Origin of the sequence: Micromonospora sp. NPDC053740 (assembly GCF_040677775.1) — a bacterium.
Classification (GTDB): Bacteria; Actinomycetota; Actinomycetes; order Mycobacteriales; family Micromonosporaceae; genus Micromonospora; species Micromonospora alfalfae.
This window is the reverse complement of the sequence record NZ_JBFASO010000017.1, coordinates 52,802-72,143: the sequence shown is the minus strand read 5'-3', so window position 1 is coordinate 72,143 and position 19,342 is coordinate 52,802. Positions and strand designations below refer to the sequence as shown.

Annotated in this window: 17 protein-coding genes; 16 read left to right on the top strand and 1 reads right to left on the bottom strand. The window is 71.9% G+C overall.

The annotated features are described in order from the left end of the window. Positions 1-20 precede the first annotated feature (20 nt). Positions 21-431 carry a transcription antitermination factor NusB gene (nusB, locus tag AB0K35_RS33235; protein ID WP_172862180.1) on the top strand — a complete coding sequence of 137 codons (411 nt, stop codon included), beginning with the start codon at positions 21-23 and terminating at the stop codon, positions 429-431. 91 nt (positions 432-522) lie between these two features. On the opposite strand, the gene AB0K35_RS33230 is transcribed toward nusB, so the two are convergent. Continuing rightward, complete coding sequence (locus tag AB0K35_RS33230) at positions 523-1,011, bottom strand: transcriptional regulator (protein ID WP_007458348.1); 489 nt, start codon at positions 1,009-1,011, stop codon at positions 523-525. A gap of 288 nt (positions 1,012-1,299) precedes the next feature. On the opposite strand from AB0K35_RS33230, the gene pyrR reads away from it, so the two are divergent. From pyrR to AB0K35_RS33155, 15 genes are all read left to right on the top strand, one after another. Beyond that, positions 1,300-1,884 (top strand): bifunctional pyr operon transcriptional regulator/uracil phosphoribosyltransferase PyrR, encoded by a 585-nt coding sequence (pyrR, locus tag AB0K35_RS33225; RefSeq protein ID WP_238671606.1) that lies wholly within the window; start codon positions 1,300-1,302, stop codon positions 1,882-1,884. Continuing rightward, positions 1,881-2,807 carry an aspartate carbamoyltransferase catalytic subunit gene (locus AB0K35_RS33220; RefSeq protein ID WP_238671605.1) on the top strand — a complete coding sequence of 309 codons (927 nt, stop codon included), beginning with the start codon at positions 1,881-1,883 and terminating at the stop codon, positions 2,805-2,807. Before pyrR ends, AB0K35_RS33220 begins: the two co-directional genes overlap by 4 nt. Then, on the top strand, positions 2,804-4,081 hold the full coding sequence (locus AB0K35_RS33215) for a dihydroorotase (RefSeq protein WP_238671604.1): 1,278 nt from the start codon (positions 2,804-2,806) through the stop codon (positions 4,079-4,081). The genes AB0K35_RS33220 and AB0K35_RS33215 overlap by 4 nt, the downstream gene beginning before the upstream one ends. 58 nt (positions 4,082-4,139) lie before the next feature. Then, entirely contained in the window at positions 4,140-5,303 is a 1,164-nt protein-coding gene (gene carA, locus AB0K35_RS33210; RefSeq protein WP_238671603.1) for a glutamine-hydrolyzing carbamoyl-phosphate synthase small subunit, read from the top strand. Beyond that, complete coding sequence (carB, locus tag AB0K35_RS33205) at positions 5,296-8,643, top strand: carbamoyl-phosphate synthase large subunit (protein WP_238671602.1); 3,348 nt, start codon at positions 5,296-5,298, stop codon at positions 8,641-8,643. The genes carA and carB overlap by 8 nt, the downstream gene beginning before the upstream one ends. Then, positions 8,640-9,686: a quinone-dependent dihydroorotate dehydrogenase gene (locus AB0K35_RS33200; protein ID WP_238671601.1), complete on the top strand. Its 1,047-nt coding sequence runs from the start codon at positions 8,640-8,642 to the stop codon at positions 9,684-9,686. Before carB ends, AB0K35_RS33200 begins: the two co-directional genes overlap by 4 nt. 297 nt (positions 9,687-9,983) lie before the next feature. After that, positions 9,984-11,258 (top strand): adenosylmethionine--8-amino-7-oxononanoate transaminase, encoded by a 1,275-nt coding sequence (locus AB0K35_RS33195; RefSeq protein WP_363890521.1) that lies wholly within the window; start codon positions 9,984-9,986, stop codon positions 11,256-11,258. Between the two features lie 73 nt (positions 11,259-11,331). Next, positions 11,332-12,168 carry an orotidine-5'-phosphate decarboxylase gene (gene pyrF / locus AB0K35_RS33190; protein WP_238671599.1) on the top strand — a complete coding sequence of 279 codons (837 nt, stop codon included), beginning with the start codon at positions 11,332-11,334 and terminating at the stop codon, positions 12,166-12,168. A 178-nt stretch (positions 12,169-12,346) separates the two neighbouring features. Beyond that, entirely contained in the window at positions 12,347-12,664 is a 318-nt protein-coding gene (mihF, locus tag AB0K35_RS33185) for an integration host factor, actinobacterial type (protein WP_030335662.1), read from the top strand. A 25-nt stretch (positions 12,665-12,689) separates the two neighbouring features. Continuing rightward, positions 12,690-13,223: a guanylate kinase gene (locus AB0K35_RS33180; protein ID WP_238671598.1), complete on the top strand. Its 534-nt coding sequence runs from the start codon at positions 12,690-12,692 to the stop codon at positions 13,221-13,223. Between the two features lie 64 nt (positions 13,224-13,287). Beyond that, positions 13,288-13,551 (top strand): DNA-directed RNA polymerase subunit omega, encoded by a 264-nt coding sequence (rpoZ, locus tag AB0K35_RS33175; RefSeq protein WP_030335666.1) that lies wholly within the window; start codon positions 13,288-13,290, stop codon positions 13,549-13,551. Positions 13,552-13,565: 14 nt separating this feature from the next. After that, complete coding sequence (coaBC, locus tag AB0K35_RS33170; RefSeq protein WP_363890518.1) at positions 13,566-14,774, top strand: bifunctional phosphopantothenoylcysteine decarboxylase/phosphopantothenate--cysteine ligase CoaBC; 1,209 nt, start codon at positions 13,566-13,568, stop codon at positions 14,772-14,774. An 87-nt stretch (positions 14,775-14,861) separates the two neighbouring features. Then, on the top strand, positions 14,862-16,055 hold the full coding sequence (gene metK, locus AB0K35_RS33165) for a methionine adenosyltransferase (protein WP_091401916.1): 1,194 nt from the start codon (positions 14,862-14,864) through the stop codon (positions 16,053-16,055). A 59-nt stretch (positions 16,056-16,114) separates the two neighbouring features. Next, positions 16,115-18,025, top strand: coding sequence for a primosomal protein N' (locus AB0K35_RS33160; protein ID WP_238671596.1), 1,911 nt, complete (start codon positions 16,115-16,117; stop codon positions 18,023-18,025). Positions 18,026-18,282: 257 nt separating this feature from the next. Next, positions 18,283-19,266, top strand: coding sequence for an AAA family ATPase (locus AB0K35_RS33155; RefSeq protein WP_363890514.1), 984 nt, complete (start codon positions 18,283-18,285; stop codon positions 19,264-19,266). Positions 19,267-19,342 lie beyond the last annotated feature (76 nt).

Genomic DNA, 19,342 nt, shown 5'->3' with positions numbered 1-19,342 from the left:
CTGAGGGTTCCAAGCAGCAGATGCCGGCGCGCCGCAAGGCGCGCAAGCGGGCGCTGGATGTCCTCTACGAGTCCGACCTGCGGGACAAGCCTCCGGTGGAGGTGCTCGCCGGCTACGTGCAGCGGATCGAGCAGCCCCGACCGGAGCACCTGGGCTACGCGGTGGGCCTGGTCGAGGGGGTTGCCGAGCACCTCGACCGGATCGACGAGCTGATCGCCAGCTACGCCGAGGGTTGGACGTTGGAGCGGATGCCGGTCGTCGACCGTAATCTCGCCCGGATCGCCGTCTACGAGTTGCTCTACGTCGACGAGATCGACGACGCGGTGGCCATCAGCGAGGCGGTGGAGCTGGCTCGGCAGATGTCGACGGACGATTCGCCGCGCTTCCTCAACGGGGTGCTCGGCCGGATCGCCGAGTACGCCACCCGCTGAGCGTCCGCACCGAACACCGCAAACCCGAAAGGGCCCGTGCCAGTCGGCACGGGCCCTTTCGGTGGAGCGGCAGATCAGGTGGAGCGGTAGATCAGGAGGCGAAGAACGCCCGGGGGTCGGCCACCAGCACGCCGTGCTCGGTGAGCCGCTCGATCAGGCCCGACGGTGAGGCGTCGTAGACGATCGCGAGCGCCCGCAGGTCATCGGCGCGGATGGAGAGCACCCGGCCGTTGTAGTCGCCGCGCTGCTGCTGGATGGCGCGGGCGTAGCGGGCAACGTAGGCCAGGTCCTCGGAGGCCTCGTCGTAGAGCCGCTCCAGGTCCAGGACAATCTTGCTGGTGGGCTCGTGACGGACGCCACTGCCGTCAGGCAGCAGCTCCGAGACGGGTACGCGGTAGAACTCGGCCAACTCGGCCAGACGGGACACCGTCACGGCCCGGTCGCCACGCTCGTACGAGCCGACCACCACGGCCTTCCACCGCCCGTTCGACTTCTCCTCCACACCCTGCAGGGAGAGACCCTGCTGCTGGCGGATGGAGCGCAGGCGGGCGCCCAGAGACTTGGCGTATTCAGAGGGCATTCGGACACTCCCAGTGCTGCTCGGGGTTCTCCCGTCGATCGCTACGGAGCGTGACGGTACGGGGAATGCGACACGTGGTCAAGTGGTCGTGCCCCTACCGTTGCGGAGCGTCCGGGGAGTTTTCCCCTTTTCCGGTACCTGACCCGGTGGTCAGCGGCCGCCGTCCATCACCCCGGTGACCACTGGTAACGTGGCGGAAGCCCCGGCCCAGGTCTGCTGAGCGGTCCGGCCGGAGGTGCCCGACATCCTTTAACGACCCGTCCCGTGAGGCGGGGAAGGAGGTCCGCCGTGGCATACCCACCGGCTGCCCGCTCGTCACCACCGCGACAACCCTCGGTGAAGGTGATCCTCGCCAGCGCCGACGTGCAACGCGTGGTCGACCGCATCGCCCACCAGATCCTGGAGAAGACCCAGGGCGCCGCGAACACTGTGCTGCTGGGAATTCCCACCCGGGGCACCCCCCTCGCCCGGCGGCTCGCCGACCGGATCAGCACCTTCGAGGACGTCGCCGTTCCGGTCGGTGTGCTCGACATCACCCTGTACCGCGACGACCTTCGTCGGCACGCCACCCGCGCTGTGGGTCCGACCGAGCTGCCCCCCGGCGGGATCGACGGCAAGCGGGTCATCCTGGTCGACGACGTGCTCTTCTCCGGCCGCACCGTCCGGGCCGCGCTCGACGCGCTCAACGACGTTGGCCGTCCGGCCTCGGTGCAGCTCGCCGTCCTGGTCGACAGGGGCCACCGGGAGTTGCCGATCCGCGCCGACTACGTCGGCAAGAACATCCCGACCTCGCTCGCCGAGAGCGTCAAGGTGACGCTCGCCGAGATCGACGGGACGGACGAGGTCAAGCTGTACGGGGGAACCGCCTCATGATCAAGCATCTGCTCTCCGGCGGGGACCTGGACGCCGACACCGCCACCGAGATCCTGGACACCGCCGCCGAGATGGCCACCGTCGCCGGCCGGGAGATCAAGAAGCTTCCCGCGCTGCGCGGACGGACGGTGGTGAACCTCTTCTACGAGGACTCCACGCGTACCCGGATCTCCTTCGAGGCCGCGGCGAAGCGGCTCAGCGCCGACGTGATCAACTTTTCCGCGAAGGGGTCCAGCGTCACCAAGGGTGAGAGCCTGAAGGACACCGCGTTGACCCTGCAGGCCATGGGCGCTGATGCCGTCGTCATCCGACACCCCGCCTCCGGCGCGCCGCACCGCCTGGCCAACTGGGTGGACGGGTCGGTGGTCAACGCCGGCGACGGCACCCACGAGCACCCCACCCAGGCGCTGCTGGACGCGTACACCATGCGGTCCCGGCTGGGCCGGCTCGCCGGCCTGTCGGTCGCTGTGGTCGGGGACGTGCTGCACTCCCGGGTGGCGCGCTCCAACGTGCTGCTGCTCTCCACCCTCGGCGCCAAGGTCACCCTGGTCGGCCCGCCGACCCTCATTCCGGTCGACATCGCGGGCGCCCTCGCGCCCGGCACCAACGTCTCCTACGACCTCGACTCCGTCCTGCCGAACGTGGACGTGGTGATGATGCTGCGCGTGCAGCGGGAGCGGATGAACGACTCCTACTTCCCCTCCGCGCGCGAGTACGCCCGCCGCTACGGGCTGGACGGGCCGCGGATGCGCCGGCTGCCCGAACACGCGATCGTCATGCACCCCGGCCCGATGAACAGGGGGATGGAGATCACCCCCGAGGTCGCCGACTCACCCCGCTCCACAATCGTCGAACAGGTCACCAACGGGGTCTCCGTGCGGATGGCTGTCCTTTACCTGCTGCTCGGAGGGAACAACCGGTGACCGCGTACCTGATCACCAGCGTGAGTGTCGTCGGCGCCGCGCCGACCGACCTGCTGATCCGCGACGGCGTGATCGCCGCTGTCGGTCCCGGCCTGACCGCGCCGGACGCCACAGTCGTCGACGGCGCCGGCCTGGTCGCCCTGCCCGGCCTCGTCGACCTGCACACCCACCTGCGCGAGCCCGGCCGGGAGGACGCCGAGACCGTCGAGTCCGGTTCCCGGGCGGCGGCGCTGGGCGGCTACACGGCGGTCTGCGCGATGGCCAACACCTCCCCGGTGGCGGACACCGCCGGTGTGGTCGAGCAGGTCTGGCGGCTCGGCCGCGAGGCCGGCCTGGTCGACGTGCAGCCGATCGGCGCGGTCACCGTCGGGCTGGCCGGCGAGCGGCTGGCCGAGCTGGGCGCGATGGCCGACTCGGCGGCCCAGGTGCGGATCTTCTCCGACGACGGGCACTGCGTCGCCGACCCGAAGTTGATGCGCCGAGCCCTGGAGTACGTCAAGGCGTTCGACGGGATCATCGCCCAGCACGCCGAGGAGCCCCGGCTCACCGAGGGCGCCCAGATGCACGAGGGCGAGGTCTCCACCCGGCTCGGCCTGATCGGCTGGCCGGCGGTCGCCGAGGAGGCGATCATCGCCCGGGACGTGCTGCTCGCCGAGCACGTGGGCAGCCGACTGCACGTCTGCCACGTCTCCACCGCCGGCAGCGTCGAGGTGCTGCGCCAGGCAAAGGCGCGCGGGGTACGCGTGACCGCCGAGGTGACCCCGCACCACCTGCTGCTCACCGACGAACGGGCGGAAACCTACGACCCGGTCTACAAGGTGAACCCGCCGTTGCGCACCGCCGCGGACATCGCCGCGCTGCGTGCCGCCCTCGCCGACGGGGTGATCGACGTGATCGCCACCGACCACGCCCCGCACGCGGTGGAGGACAAGGAGTGCGAGTGGGCGTACGCCCGACCGGGGATGCTCGGTCTGGAGACGGCCCTCTCCATCGCGCTGGACGTGCTCGGCCCCGAGTGGGACCTGATCGCCGAGCGGATGTCGCGCACCCCCGCACGGATCGCCGGCCTCACCGGGCACGGCGTCGACCCCGCGCCGGGTGTGCCGGCGAACCTGACCCTGATCGACCCGGCCGCCCACCGCACCATCGAGCCGGCGGAGCTGGCCAGTCGCAGTCGCAACACCCCGTACGCCCGCATGACGCTGCCAGGTCGCATCGTGGCGACCTTCCTGCGTGGCGAGCCGACGGTCCTGGACGGAAAGGCTGTCAAGTGAGCGCGAGGAACGCAGCGCAGCGGAGTCCCGCAGTCGCGAACGAAAGGCGGGCACGGTAATGGTCAAGCGCAGACCCGCGATCCTTGTCCTCGAGGACGGGCGCACGTTCCCCGGCGAGGCGTACGGCAGCGTCGGGGAGACCTTCGGCGAGGCGGTCTTCAACACCGGCATGACCGGTTATCAGGAGACCCTGACCGACCCGTCCTACCACCGTCAGGTGGTGGTGCAGACCGCGCCGCACATCGGCAACACCGGCGTCAACGGCGAGGACGACGAGTCCGGTCGGATCTGGGTGGCCGGCTACGTCGTGCGCGACCCGGCCCGGATCGGCTCGAACTGGCGGGCCACCGGTGGTCTCGAGGACCGCCTCGCCACCGAGGGTGTGGTGGGCATCAGCGGCGTGGACACCCGGGCGCTGACCCGGCACCTGCGCGAGCGGGGCGCCATGCGGGTGGGCATCTCCAGCATCGACAACGACCCGCAGAGCCTGCTGGCCCGGGTCCGCCAGGCGCCGCAGATGGTCGGCGCGGACCTGTCCGCCGAGGTGAGCACCGCCGAGCCGTACGTCGTCGAGGCCCTGGGCGAGCACCGGTTCACAGTGGCCGCCCTGGACCTGGGCATCAAGCGCAACGTGCCGCGTCGGCTGGCCACCCGTGGGGTGACCACGCACGTGCTGCCGGCGTCGTCGAGCATCGACCAGATGCTCGCCACCGGCGCCGACGCGATCTTCCTGTCGCCCGGTCCGGGCGACCCGGCCACCGCCGACGCCCCGGTGGAACTGGCCCGGGAGGCGCTGCGGCGGGAGGTGCCGCTGTTCGGCATCTGCTTCGGCAGCCAGATCCTCGGCCGGGCGCTCGGCTTCGGCACCTACAAGCTGGGCTACGGCCACCGGGGAATCAACCAGCCGGTGCTCGACCGGGTCACCGGCAAGGTCGAGGTGACCAGCCACAACCACGGCTTCGCCGTGCAGGTCCCCGGCTCGGGCGACGGCGCTGTCGTCCCCGACCAGGTGATCGACACCGACTTCGGTGGCGTACGGGTGTCACACGTCTGCCTCAATGACAACGTGGTCGAGGGGCTGCGAGCAGTGGACCTGCCCGCGTTCACCGTCCAGTACCACCCGGAGGCGGCAGCCGGCCCGCACGACGCGGACTACCTCTTCGACCGATTCGCCGAACTGATCGAAGGCCGGACCCACAGCAAGGGGCGCAGCAATGCCTAAGCGGACCGATCTCAAGCACATCCTCGTGATCGGCTCCGGGCCGATCGTCATCGGGCAGGCCTGCGAGTTCGACTACTCCGGCACCCAGGCGTGCCGGGTGCTGCGCAGCGAGGGGATCCGGGTCAGCCTGGTCAACTCCAACCCGGCGACGATCATGACGGACCCGGAGTTCGCCGACGCGACGTACGTCGAGCCGATCACCCCGGAGTTCGTGGAGCTGGTCATCGCCAAGGAGCGCCCGGACGCGATCCTCGCGACCCTCGGCGGGCAGACCGCGCTGAACACGGCCGTCGCCCTGCACGAGGCCGGCGTCCTGGAGAAGTACGGCGTGGAGTTGATCGGCGCGAACATCGACGCCATCAACCGTGGCGAGGACCGGCAGCTGTTCAAGGAGATCGTGGCGAAGGCCGGCGTACGGCTGGGCGTCGACGACCCGGCCGGGTTGGTGCCCCGCTCGCGGGTCTGCCACTCGATGGACGAGGTCGAGGCGACAGTCGCCGAGCTGGGCCTGCCGGTGGTGATCCGGCCGTCGTTCACAATGGGTGGCCTGGGCTCCGGCATGGCGCACACCCCGGAGGACCTGGCCCGCATCGCCGGCGACGGCCTGTCCGCCAGCCCGGTGCACGAGGTGCTCATCGAGGAGAGCGTGCTCGGCTGGAAGGAGTACGAGCTCGAGCTGATGCGCGACCGGCACGACAACGTGGTGGTGGTCTGCTCGATCGAGAACATCGACCCGATGGGTGTGCACACCGGCGACAGCGTCACTGTGGCCCCGGCCATGACGCTCACCGACCGGGAGTACCAGCGCCTGCGTGACCTGGGTATCGCCGTGCTGCGCGAGGTCGGGGTGGACACCGGCGGCTGCAACATCCAGTTCGCTGTCAACCCGGTCGACGGCCGGATCGTCGTGATCGAGATGAACCCGCGGGTGTCGCGGTCGTCGGCGCTGGCCTCCAAGGCGACCGGTTTCCCGATCGCGAAGATCGCCGCCAAGCTGGCCATCGGCTACACCCTCGACGAGATCCCCAACGACATCACCCTGAAGACCCCTGCGGCGTTCGAGCCGACCCTCGACTACGTGGTGGTGAAGATCCCCCGGTTCGCGTTCGAGAAGTTCCCCGGCGCGGACCCGGAGCTGACCACCACGATGAAGTCGGTGGGCGAGGCGATGAGCCTCGGGCGCAACTTCACCGAGGCGCTGAACAAGGCGATGCGCTCGATGGAAACCAAGTCGGCCGGTTTCTGGAGTGTGCCGGACCCTGCCGGCGTCACACTGGCGGACACCCTCGCGGCGCTGCGGATCCCGCACGACGGTCGGCTGTACACGGTGGAGCGGGCGCTGCGGCTCGGGGCGTCGATCGCCGAGGTGGCCGAGGCGTCCGGCGGGATCGACCCGTGGTTCCTGGACCAGATCGCCGCGCTGATCGAGCTGCGCACCGAGATCGTCGACGCGCCGGTGCTCGACGCCGACCTGCTGCGTCGTGCCAAGCGGGCCGGTCTGTCCGACCGGCAGCTCGCCGCGCTGCGCCCGGAGCTGGCCGCCGAGGACGGCGTACGGACCCTGCGCCACCGCCTCGACGTGCGCCCGGTCTACAAGACAGTGGACACCTGCGCGGCCGAGTTCGAGGCGACCACTCCGTACCACTACTCGACGTACGACCTGGAGTCCGAGGTCGTGCCGTCGGACCGGCCGAAGGTGCTGATCCTGGGCTCCGGCCCGAACCGGATCGGGCAGGGCATCGAGTTCGACTACTCCTGCGTGCACGCCGTCCAGGCGTTGCGGTCGGCCGGTTACGAGACGGTCATGGTCAACTGCAACCCGGAGACGGTCTCCACCGACTACGACACCGCCGACCGGCTCTACTTCGAGCCGTTGACCTTCGAGGACGTCCTGGAGGTCTGGCACGCCGAGGACTCGTCCGGCCGGGCGGCCGGCGGGCCGGGTGTGGTCGGGGTGGTCGTCCAGCTCGGCGGGCAGACCCCGCTGGGGCTGGCGCAGCGGCTCAAGAACGCCGGTGTGCCGATCGTCGGCACCTCCCCGGAGTCGATCCACCTGGCCGAGGAGCGCGGCGCGTTCGGCGCGGTGCTGGCCCGTGCCGGCCTGCGCGCGCCGGCGCACGGCATGGCCACCTCGTACGACGAGGCCAAGACGATCGCCGACGAGATCGGCTACCCGGTGCTGGTCCGGCCGTCGTACGTGCTGGGCGGGCGGGGCATGGAGATCGTCTACGACGACCCGACGCTGCGCGACTACATCGGCCGGGCCACCGACATCTCCCCGGACCACCCGGTGCTGGTGGACCGGTTCCTCGACGACGCCATCGAGATCGACGTGGACGCGCTGTGCGACGCCGACGGCGAGGTCTACATCGGCGGTGTGATGGAGCACATCGAGGAGGCGGGTATCCACTCCGGCGACTCGTCCTGCGCGCTCCCGCCGATCACCCTCGCGGGCTCGCACCTGGTCGAGGTCCGCCGCTACACCGAGGCCATCGCGCGTGGCGTCGGGGTCCGGGGCCTGCTCAACGTGCAGTACGCCCTCAAGGACGACGTGCTCTACGTGCTGGAGGCCAACCCGCGCGCGTCGCGGACCGTCCCGTTCGTCTCCAAGGCCACGGCGGTGCCGCTGGCCAAGGCGGCGGCCCGGATCGCGCTCGGGGCGAGCATCGCCGAGCTGCGCGCCGAGGGCCTGCTGCCGGCGACCGGGGACGGGGGCACGATGCCCGCCGACGCGCCGGTCGCCGTCAAGGAGGCGGTGCTGCCGTTCAAGCGTTTCCGGACCCGCGCTGGCAAGGGGATCGACTCGCTGCTCGGGCCGGAGATGAAGTCGACCGGCGAGGTGATGGGCATCGACACCAACTTCGGGCATGCCTTCGCCAAGAGCCAGTCGGCGGCGTACGGGTCGCTGCCGACCGCCGGGAAGATCTTCGTCTCGGTGGCCAACCGGGACAAGCGCGGCATGATCTTCCCGATTAAGCGGCTGGCCGATCTGGGCTTCGAGATCGTCGCCACCGCCGGCACGGCCGAGGTGCTGCGCCGGCACGGCATCGCCTGTGAGCAGATCCGTAAGCACTATCAGGCCGGTGCGGGCGACGACGCGGTGTCGCTGATCGGCGGCGGCCACGTGGCGCTGGTGATCAACACGCCGCAGGGCTCGGGTGCCAGCGCCCGCTCCGACGGTTATGAGATCCGCAGCGCGGCCGTCACCGCGGACATCCCCTGCATCACCACGGTTCCCGGCGCCGCCGCAGCGGTGATGGGCATCGAGGCGCGGATCCGCGGCGACATGCAGGTCCGCCCCCTGCAGGACCTGCACGCCATCCTGCGGGCGGCCCAGTGACAGTGTTCGAGCAGGCGGTACGGCCGTGGTTGTTCCGGCTCGGGGGCGGGGACGCCGAGACGGCGCACGAGTGGACGCTGCGGCGGTTGGCTGCCCTGTCGCGGCGGCCGGCCGCGCTCGCCGCGCTGCGGGCCCGGTACGCGGTCGACGCGCCGCGCACCGTGTTCGGGGTGCGGTTCCCCAACCCGGTCGGGTTGGCCGCCGGAATGGACAAGGACGGGGCGGCGCTGCCGGCCTGGCCGGCGCTCGGCTTCGGTTTCGTGGAGGTCGGCACGGTCACCGCGCACGCCCAACCGGGCAACCCCCGGCCGCGGCTGTTCCGCCTGCCGGCCAGCGAGGCGGTGGTCAACCGGATGGGCTTCAACAACGCCGGGGCCGCTGCGCTGGCCGCCCGGCTGGCGGCGCTGCCGCGCCCGCTCGGGGTGCCGCTGGGCATCTCGCTGGGCAAGTCCAAGGTGACCCCGCTGGACGAGGCGGTCGAGGACTACCTCGCCTCGTACCGGGCGCTGCGCGGGCACGGCGACTACTTCGCTGTGAACGTGTCCTCACCGAACACCCCGGGTCTGCGGTCGTTGCAGGACCGTGCCCACCTGGACGCGCTGCTCGGCGCGCTGGTGGGGGAGAAGCCGGTGCTGGTCAAGATCGCACCAGACCTGACCGAGGCGGCGATCGCCGAGCTGCTGGAGGTCTGCCTGGCCCGGGGCGCCGCCGGGGTGATCGCCACCAACACCACCCTGTCTCGCGAGGGGCTGGCCAGCGGTGACGTCGAGCGTGGCGGGCAGGCCGGTGGGCTCTCCGGTCGGCCGCTCACCGGGCGGGCCCGCGAGGTGGTCGCCTTCGTCCACCGGGAGACCGACGGCCGGCTGCCGATCATCGGCGTCGGCGGGGTGCTGGATCCGGACGACGCGGCGCGGATGTTCGATGCCGGCGCCGCCCTGGTGCAGCTCTACACCGGCTTCATCTACCGAGGACCGGCCCTGGTCCGCGCCGCCGCCCGCGCGGCGGCCGCAACGGCGGCACCGGACGCGGTCGCCGGCCGGTGACCGCACCGGCCCGGTGCTCGCCCGGCCTCGCGTCAGGCCGGCCCGCGCCGGCTCGCCGCCGAACCGGCGTGGGCCGGCGTGGGCCTGCGCCGGCTCGCCGCCGAACCGGCTGCGCGCCCGGGAGGCGAACCTCGTCGCAGGTCCTTTGCTCTGCTTCAACCCACGCGACGGCCGACGTCCGATCTCCGGACACCGGGTGTGGCGTCCGGTGAAGCAGAGCAAAGGCGGCGCAGGGATGACTCGACCCGGCTGTGGGACGTCCGCCGTCCGGCCCGTCCGTGTCTGGAAGGAGTACGCGTGACACCCGAGGAGATCCTGGCCGCTGACCGGGCGCACGTCTGGCACCCGTACGCCGCGCTGCCGCCGGCCAACCCGCCCTACGTGGTGCAGAGCGCCGAGGGGGTACGGCTCACCCTGGCCGACGGGCGTGAGCTGGTGGACGGCATGTCGTCCTGGTGGGCGGCGATCCACGGGTACCGGCACCCGGTGCTGGACGCGGCGGTGACCGACCAGCTCGGCCGGATGAGCCACGTGATGTTCGGCGGGCTCACCCACGAGCCGGCGGTGCAGCTGGCCCGAACACTGGTCGAGCTGACCCCGGACGGCCTGGAGCACGTGTTCCTGGCCGACTCCGGCTCGGTCAGCGTCGAGGTGGCGGTGAAGATGTGCCTGCAGTACCAGCGGGCCGTCGGGCGGCCCCAGCGGCGCCGGCTGGCTACCTGGCGGGGTGGCTACCACGGCGACACCTTCCATCCGATGAGCGTCTGCGACCCGGAGGGCGGGATGCACCACCTGTGGGGCGACGTGCTGCCCCGGCAGGTGTTCGCCCCGGTGCCGCCGGGCGGCTTCACCGATCCGCCCGACGACGCGTACGTGGCGGCGCTGGTCGAGACGGTCGAGCGGCACGCCGACGAGTTGGCCGCCGTGATCGTCGAGCCCGTCGTCCAGGGCGCCGGCGGGATGCGCTTCCACCACCCGGGTTACCTGCGGGTGCTGCGCGAGGTGACCCGCGCGCACGGGATCCTGCTGATCTTCGACGAGATCGCCACCGGGTTCGGCCGTACCGGCGAGATGTTCGCCGCCGAGCACGCCGGGGTCACGCCGGACGTGCTCTGTGTGGGCAAGGCGCTGACCGGCGGGTACCTGACCCTCGCGGCGACAGTGTGCACCGCGGAGGTCGCCCGGGGCATCTCGGCGGCCGGTGTGCTGGCGCACGGGCCCACGTTCATGGGTAACCCGTTGGCATGCGCGGTGGCGAACGCCTCCATCGGGCTGCTGCGGGCCGGAGACTGGGCCGGCCAGGTCGCCAGGGTCGGCGCCGGTCTGCGCGCCGGTCTGGAGCCCCTGCGCGGCATGCCGGGCGTGGCCGACGTACGGGTCCTCGGCGCGATCGGCGTGGTCCAGCTCGATCACGAGGTCGACCTTGGCGCGGCGACCGCGGCCGCGGTCGCCCAGGGGGTCTGGCTGCGTCCGTTCCGCGACCTGATCTACACGATGCCGCCGTACGTCACCGACGACGTGGACCTGGCCCGGATCGCGACCGGGGTGGCGGCGGCGGTGACTGCTGGCTGAGTCGGCCCGGCCACCGGGTCGACTGGTTACCCGGGCGGGTCAGCCGCCCGGACGAGAAGAGGGGAACACTCCGATGGAGAGCTTCGGTACCCGGCTGCACCGGGCGGTCACCGAGCGGGGCCCACTCTGTGTGGGCATCGACCCGCATCCCGGTCTGCTGGCGCAGTGGGGCCTCCCGGACGACCTTCAGGGGCTCGACCGTTTCAGCCGGATCGTTGTCGACGCCCTCGGTGACCGGGTTGCGGTAGTCAAGCCTCAGTCGGCCTTTTTCGAGCGATTCGGATCCCGAGGTGTGGCGATTCTTGAGTCAACTATCCGACAGTTACGAGAAGCCGGCTCGCTCGTTCTGCTCGACGTCAAGCGCGGCGACATCGGCTCGACGGTGAGCGCGTACGCCTCGGCGTACCTTGATCCATCCAGCCCCGTGTATGTCGACGCGGTCACCGCGAGCCCCTACCTCGGGGTCGGTTCGCTGGCGCCGATGTTCGAGCTGGCCGCCGAGCACGGCGGCGGGGTGTTCGTGTTGGCCCTCACCTCCAACCCCGAGGGCGCTGCCGTGCAGCGGGCCGTCACGGCCGACGGCCGCACCGTGGCGCAAACCGTGATCGACGAGATTTCGCAGCTCAACAGGGGTGCGTCCCCGCTCGGGAGCTTCGGTCTGGTGGTCGGCGCGACCATCGGTGACACCGGTCACGACCTCTCCGGTGTGGGCGGCCCACTGCTCTCTCCGGGGCTCGGCGCACAGGGTGCCGGTGCAGCCGATCTGCGTACCGTCTTCGGTTCGAGCCTCGCCTCGGTGCTCCCGTCGTACTCCCGGGAGGTGCTCTCGGCAGGCCCCGATGTGACCGCGCTGCGGGCCGCCGCGGACCGCGTGTTGGTCGACTGCCGGGCCGTTCTGCCTGCCCGGTGACTGACTGACGGGTCGGTCACTCTACGGTGATCATGCGGCCCCCACGTTGCCGAAAGCTCCGTTGGCCGCTAGTTTTCCCCGCGCTGGGAACCATGGACCCCTTGGTTCACAGCGACACCACGTTTCACAGATGCGGCGGTGCGCCCCGCCCGCCGCGATAGGGACCTGAGGAGAACTGGTGCCGCTCCCGTCACTGACCCCCGAACAACGCGCTGCCGCGCTCGAGAAGGCCGCGGAGATCCGCAAGGCCCGTGCTCAGCTGAAGGAGCAGCTCAAGCAGGGCAAGACCACCCTCGGTGCCGTCCTCGAGCGGGCCGAGAGCGACGACGTCGTTGGCAAGCTCAAGGTGTCGGCCGTCCTGCAGGCCATGCCGGGCATCGGCAAGATCCGGGCTACCCAGATCATGGAGAAGCTCAAGATCGCCGACAGCCGTCGCCTGCGTGGCCTCGGCGAGCAGCAGCGCAAGGCACTGCTTGGAGAGTTCGCCGCCAACTGAACCTGGCAGCGTGTAGAAACAAGCAGTGAGCACGGATGACGAGGCGCGCCCGGCGGCTCGGCTCACTGTCCTGGCTGGACCTTCGGGTTCCGGCAGGGAGAGTGTCGTCGAGCTCGTCCGGGCGCGTTCTCCGTCCGTGTGGATCCCGGTCGCGGCAACCACCAGGCCGCGCCGGGAGTCGGAGATCGACGGGGTGGACCGCGTCTTCCTCGCCCCCGCCGAGTTCGATCGGCGGATCGTCGACGGCGAGCTGCTGGAGTGGTCCCGGATCGGTTCGCACCGCCGGGGCACCCCGTACCCGCCGCTACGCGCCCGGCTCGACGCCGGGCAGCAGGTGCTGCTCCCGCTCGACCTGCGCGGCGTCCCACTGGTCCGGGCGCGCCTGCCCGATGCCCGGCTGGTGTTGCTGAGCCCACCCGGGTACGCGCCCGATGCCACGGTGGCCGCCACCGTCGAGCACGCGCTGACCCACGACCACACCGAACGGGTGGTCGAGGAGCTGGTAGGCTTACTCGGTTCTTCTTATCCGGATCCGGCCTGGTCGCGCGTGCGTGGCTGACGGTCGGCCGCCGTTGAGACTCAGCACCGCGTCCGCGCGGCTCGAAAGACGCAGAGGTTAATTCGTGGGATCCATCGCCAACCCCGAAGGCATCACCAACCCGCCGATCGACGAGCTCCTCGAGAAGACGACGTCGAAGTACGCGCTGGTCATCTTCGCCGCCAAGCGCGCGCGCCAGGTCAACGCCTACTACAGCCAGCTCGGTGAGGGTCTGCTGGAGTACGTCGGCCCGCTCGTCGAGACCACCCCGCAGGAGAAGCCCCTCTCCATCGCCATGCGCGAGATCAACTCGGGCCTGCTCACCGCCGAGCCGACCGACCAGCCGTAAGCCCCCGCTGGCCGATGTCCGCCTCGATCGTCCTCGGGGTCGGCGGCGGCATCGCCGCCTACAAGGCGTGTGAGCTGCTGCGACTCTTCACCGAATCGGGTCACCGGGTTCGGGTCGTGCCAACCGCGTCGGCGCTCCGCTTCGTTGGAGCGCCGACCTGGGCCGCGCTCTCCGGTCAACCGGTCGCCGACGACGTCTGGACAGACGTCCACGAGGTGCCGCACGTCCGGCTCGGTAAGCAGGCCGACCTGGTGGTGGTCGCGCCGACCACCACCGACCTGCTCGCCAAGGCCGCCCACGGCCTCGCCGACGACCTGCTGACCAACACCCTGCTGACCGCCCGCTGCCCGGTCCTGCTGGCCCCGGCCATGCACACCGAGATGTGGGAGCACCCCGCCACGGTCGCCAACGTCGCCACGTTGCGCTCCAGGGGAGTGCGGGTCATCGAGCCCGCTGTCGGCCGGCTCACCGGCGCCGACACCGGCAAGGGCCGGCTCCCCGACCCGGCGGAGATCTTCGCCGTCGCCGGCCGGCTCCTGGCCCGCGGTGACTCCGCCCCCGCCGACCTGGCCGGTCGCCGGGTGGTCGTCACCGCCGGCGGCACCCGCGAGCCCCTCGACCCGGTGCGTTTCCTGGGTAACCGTTCGTCCGGCAAGCAGGGGTACGCGTTCGCCCGCGCGGCGGTCGCCCGGGGTGCCCGGGTCACACTGATCTCGGCCAACGTCGGCCTCGCCGACCCGGCCGGTGCCGACCTGATCCGGGTGGGCACCACCGCCGAGTTGCGGGAGGCGACAGTCAAGGCCGCCGTCGAGGCCGACGCGGTGGTGATGGCGGCGGCTCCGGCCGATTTCCGGCCCGCGACGTACGCGACTGGCAAAATCAAGAAGTCGGACGACGGTGTCGCACCCACCATCGAACTCGTCACGAACCCGGACATCGCGGCGGAGCTCGGCCAGCGCAAACGACCAGGGCAGGTGCTGGTGGTGTTCGCCGCCGAGACCGGCGACGCCGAGGCCAACGGCCGGGCGAAACTCGCCCGGAAGCGGGCCGACCTGATCGTGGTCAACGAGGTCGGTCCGGATCTGGTCTTCGGTGCCGACACCAACACGGTGACGGTGATCGGCGCGGACGGCTCGGTCAGCCGGCTGCCCGAGCAGGCCAAGGAAGCTGTGGCCGACGCCGTGTGGGACCTCGTCGTGGCGCGGCTGCCTGGCCGCTCCTGACGGGTGGAACAGGGCGCGACCGATCCCGACACCGGCCGCAGTGGTGATTAGACTGCCGCGGAACGACCTCACACGCTTAGGAGTGCCGTGACACGCCGTCTCTTCACGTCCGAATCGGTCACGGAAGGCCACCCGGACAAGATCGCTGACCAGATCAGCGATGGCATCCTCGACGCGTTGCTGACCGAGGACCCCCACAGCCGCGTGGCAGTGGAGACCATGATCACCACCGGTCAGGTGCACATCGCCGGTGAGGTGACCACCAAGGCGTACGCCGACATCCCGACGATCGTCCGCCGGACCATCCTCGACATCGGTTACGACTCGTCGAAGAAGGGCTTCGACGGCGCCTCCTGTGGGGTCAGCGTCTCCATCGGCGCCCAGTCCGAGGACATCGCGCAGGGTGTGGACAACGCCTTCGAGCTGCGTACCGGGGCGTCGGAGAGCGCGCTGGACGCGCAGGGCGCCGGCGACCAGGGCATGATGTTCGGCTTCGCCTGCTCGGAGACGCCTGAGCTGATGCCGCTGCCGATCGCGCTCGCGCACCGGTTGGCCCGCCGCCTCTCGGCGGTGCGCAAGGACGGCACGATCCCGTACCTGCGGCCGGACGGCAAGACCCAGGTCACCATCGAGTACGAGGGGCTGCGCCCGGTCCGGCTGAACACCGTTGTGGTGTCCAGCCAGCACGCCGCCGACATCTCGCTGGACTCGCTGCTCACCCCGGACGTGCGCGACCACGTGATCGCCCCGGAGCTGGAGAGCCTCGGCCTGGACACCGACGGTTACCGGCTGCTGGTCAACCCGACCGGCCGGTTCGAGATCGGCGGTCCGATGGGCGACGCCGGGCTGACCGGCCGCAAGATCATCGTCGACACCTACGGTGGGTACGCCCGCCACGGTGGCGGCGCGTTCTCCGGCAAGGACCCGTCGAAGGTGGACCGCTCGGCCGCGTACGCGATGCGCTGGGTGGCCAAGAACGTGGTCGCCGCCGGCCTGGCCGAGCGGTGCGAGGCGCAGGTCGCCTACGCGATCGGCAAGGCGCACCCGGTGAGCCTCTTCATCGAGACGTTCGGCACCGAGACGGTGCCCGTCTCCTCGATCGAGAAGGCCGTCACCGAGGTGTTCGACCTGCGTCCGGCCGCGATCATCCGGGACCTCAACCTGCTCCGCCCGATCTACCAGCAGACCGCCGCGTACGGCCACTTCGGCCGGGAGCTGCCGGACCTGACCTGGGAGAGCACCGACCGGGCCGCCGACCTCAAGTCGGCCGCGGGAGCCTGACCGCCACCAAGCGCAGCGACCGGCGACCCGCTGATGGGTCGCCGGTCGCACGCGTCTGCGTGGATGTCGGACTGGCGCACCTGGACCGGCCGTTCGACTACCTGGTGCCGGCGGAGCTGGACGAGGTGGCGGTGCCCGGTACCCGGGTGAAGGTGCGCTTCGCCGGGCAACTCGTCGACGGGTGGTTGCTGTCACGCGCCGACGACTCCGGGCACACCGGCCGCCTCGCGTACCTGGAGAAGGTGGTCTCCCCGGAGCCGGTGCTGGCCCCCGAGGTCGCCCGGCTGGCCCGGGCGGTCGCCGACCGGTACGCGGGCAGCCTCGCCGACGTGCTCCGGCTCGCCGTGCCACCCCGGCACGCGCGGGTGGAGAAGGAGCCCCACGACGAGCCACCCACCCCGACGGCCCCCACCGGGGCCTTCGACCCACGCGGGTGGCGCGACTACCCGGCCGGCCCGGCCCTGCTGCGGGCGCTCGTCGACGGCCGTGCGCCCCGCGCGGTCTGGTCGGCGCTGCCCGGTGAGGACTGGGCGGCCCGTTACGCCGACGCGGTGGCGGCCACCGTCGCCGGTGGGCGCGGCGCGGTGGTCGTGGTGCCCGACGCGCGTGACCTCGACCGCCTCGACGCGGCGCTCACCGGCGTCCTCGGCCCGGGGCGGCACGTCACCCTCTCCGCCGCGCTCGGTCCGGCCCGGCGCTACCGGGCGTTCCTCGCCGCTCGCCGTGGCCGGGTGCCGGTGGTGATCGGCACCCGGGCGGCGATGTTCGCCCCGGTGGCCCGGCTCGGCCTCGTCGCCGTCTGGGACGACGGTGACGACCTGCACTCCGAGCCCCGGGCGCCCTACCCGCACGCCCGCGACGTGCTGCTCACCCGCGCCCACCTCGCCGAGGCCGGCGCGCTGGTCGGCGGGTACGCCCGGACGGCCGAGGCGCAGCTGCTGGTGGAGACGGGCTGGGCCCCGGAGGTGGTCGCCGACCGGGCCACCGTGCGGGCGCGGATCCCGGCCATCGCGCCGACCGGGGACGACCCGCAACTGGCCCGCGACCCCGGGGCCGCCACCGCCCGGCTGCCCAGCCTGGCCTGGACGGCTGCCCGCGACGCGCTCCGCCAGGACCTGCCGGTGCTGGTGCAGGTGCCCCGCCGTGGCTACCTCCCGTCGATCTCCTGCGCCGAGTGCCGCACCCCGGCCCGCTGCGCGCACTGCGCCGGCCCGCTCGCGCTGCCCTCGGCCGGCGGCACGCCGGCCTGCCGGTGGTGCGCCAGGGTGGCGGCCGCGTACGCCTGCCCGGAGTGCGGTGGGCGGCGGCTGCGGGCAGCGGTGACCGGGGCCCGGCGGACCGCCGAGGAGCTGGGTCGGGCGTTCCCCGACGTCCCGGTGCGCACCTCGGGGCGCGAGGAGGTACTGACCGACGTGCCGGGTGGCGCGGCCCTCGTGGTGGCCACCCCGGGCGCCGAGCCGGTCGCCGAGGGCGGCTACGGCGCGGTGCTGCTGCTCGACTCGTGGGCCCTGCTGACCCGGGCCGACCTGCGCGCCGGCGAGGAGGCGCTGCGCCGCTGGCTGGCGGCGGCGGCCCTGGCCCGCCCTGCGCCGGCCGGTCGGGTGGTGGTGGTCGCCGACGGCGCGCTCGCCCCCGTGCAGGCGCTGCTGCGCTGGGACGCCGCCTGGTTCGCCGGTCGGGAGCTGGCCGAGCGTCGCGAGCTGGGCTTCCCGCCGGCCGTGCGGATGGCGAGCGTCACCGGAGCGGCCGAGGCGGTGGCGGACCTGCTGGCGGCGGCCCGGCTGCCGGACGACGCCGAGGTGCTCGGGCCGGTCCCGGCCGAGGAGGGCCGGGAGCGGATGTTGGTCCGGGTGCCCCGGGCCCGGGCCGCAGCGCTCGCCGAGGCGTTGCACTCGGCCGCTGGCGTCCGGGCCGCCCGCAAGGCCGCCGATCCGGTTCGTCTCCAGGTCGATCCGCTGAGCCTGTTCTGAGGCGTTTCGGCCGGTGCCGGCGGTCGCGGACCTCGCCCGCTGCCGGCGGCCCTCGCACACCGCGTCCGGCAGAGCGCTGGCGTCCGAGTGGTAGCATCGCCCGTCATGCCAAGGCGTACGACGGGCTCCAGGTCGCGAGGGGGCGTCAGCCGCGCCAAGCTGGAGCCGTCGCGGGATGGCGCGACGATGGCGGGAACGCGTCGGTCGGGCGCGAGGTCGATGATGTCAGTGATCCGGTGATCAGGGGTGGACCAGTCGTGACCGTTGGACAATCGATCGTCTTCAACGGCGACCTCGGCAGCGGCAAGAGCACCGTGTCGGTCGAGATCGCCAAGCGGCTCGGCATGCGCCGGGTCAGCGTGGGGGACCTCTACCGGGAGATGGCGCAGCAGCGGCAGATGACCGCCCTGCAACTCAATCTGCACGCCGAGCTCGACCAGGCCGTCGACGGCTACGTCGACCAGCTCCAGCGGGACATCGCCGCCTCCGGTGAGCGCCTCATCATGGACTCCCGGCTGGCCTGGCACTTCTTCACCGACGCGCTCAAGGTGCACATGATCACCGAGCCGGGCGAGGCGGCCCGCCGGGTGCTCGCCCGACCGTCCGGCCCGGCCGAGAGCTACGCCTCGCTGGACGAGGCCAAGGCCAAGCTCCGGGAGCGCAGCGCGAGCGAGCGCAGCCGGTTCATCATCCGTTACGGGGTGGACAAGGCCCGTCTGCGCAACTACGACCTGATCTGTGACACCACCCGGGCCACCGCCAGCGAGGTGATCGAGCACATCGTGGCCGCGTACGAGGGCACGCTCGGTGCCGAGGTGCTGCGCGACGGGCCGCCGCTGCTGCTGCTGGACCCGGCCCGGGTCTACCCGACCGAGGACATCGCCACCCTGCGGGGTCTGTGGGACACCGACTTCGTCGGTGGGGTGGCCGAGGCCGGCGACGAGGCCCTCGAACCGTTGAAGATCGGGTTCACCGGTGAGTACTTCTTCGTCGTCGACGGTCATCGCCGCCTCAGCGCTGCCCTGCAGAACGGGTTCTCCATGGTCCCGGCCCAGTTGGTCGCCGAGGTCGACGAGCCGGTGGTGGGTGGGATGAACGCCATCGACTACTTCGCCGCCCAGGTGCGCCCGGGTCTGATCTACGACTGGGAGGCGGCTCACAAGATCCAACTGCCGCTGCCCGAGCCCGCGCTGCTCCGCGGCGACGCGGTGCTCGCCGGGGACCCGGGCGCCAGCGTCTGAACCGGCGTGAGGCCGGGCCGACGCGCGGGGTACGCGCGCCGGCCCGGCCACCGAGTCGTTCGGCGATCGCCGATAC

Excerpts from the sequence above, each read along its gene's own strand:
- nusB (WP_172862180.1), top strand. The coding sequence starts at position 21 with ATGCCGGCGCGCCGCAAGGCGCGCAAGCGGGCGCTGGATGTCCTCTAC.
- carA (WP_238671603.1), top strand. The coding sequence starts at position 4,140 with ATGGTCAAGCGCAGACCCGCGATCCTTGTCCTCGAGGACGGGCGCACG.
- AB0K35_RS33220 (WP_238671605.1), top strand. The coding sequence starts at position 1,881 with ATGATCAAGCATCTGCTCTCCGGCGGGGACCTGGACGCCGACACCGCC.
- coaBC (WP_363890518.1), top strand. The coding sequence starts at position 13,566 with ATGTCCGCCTCGATCGTCCTCGGGGTCGGCGGCGGCATCGCCGCCTAC.
- carB (WP_238671602.1), top strand. The coding sequence starts at position 5,296 with ATGCCTAAGCGGACCGATCTCAAGCACATCCTCGTGATCGGCTCCGGG.
- AB0K35_RS33230 (WP_007458348.1), bottom strand. The coding sequence starts at position 1,011 with ATGCCCTCTGAATACGCCAAGTCTCTGGGCGCCCGCCTGCGCTCCATC.
- pyrF (WP_238671599.1), top strand. The coding sequence starts at position 11,332 with ATGGAGAGCTTCGGTACCCGGCTGCACCGGGCGGTCACCGAGCGGGGC.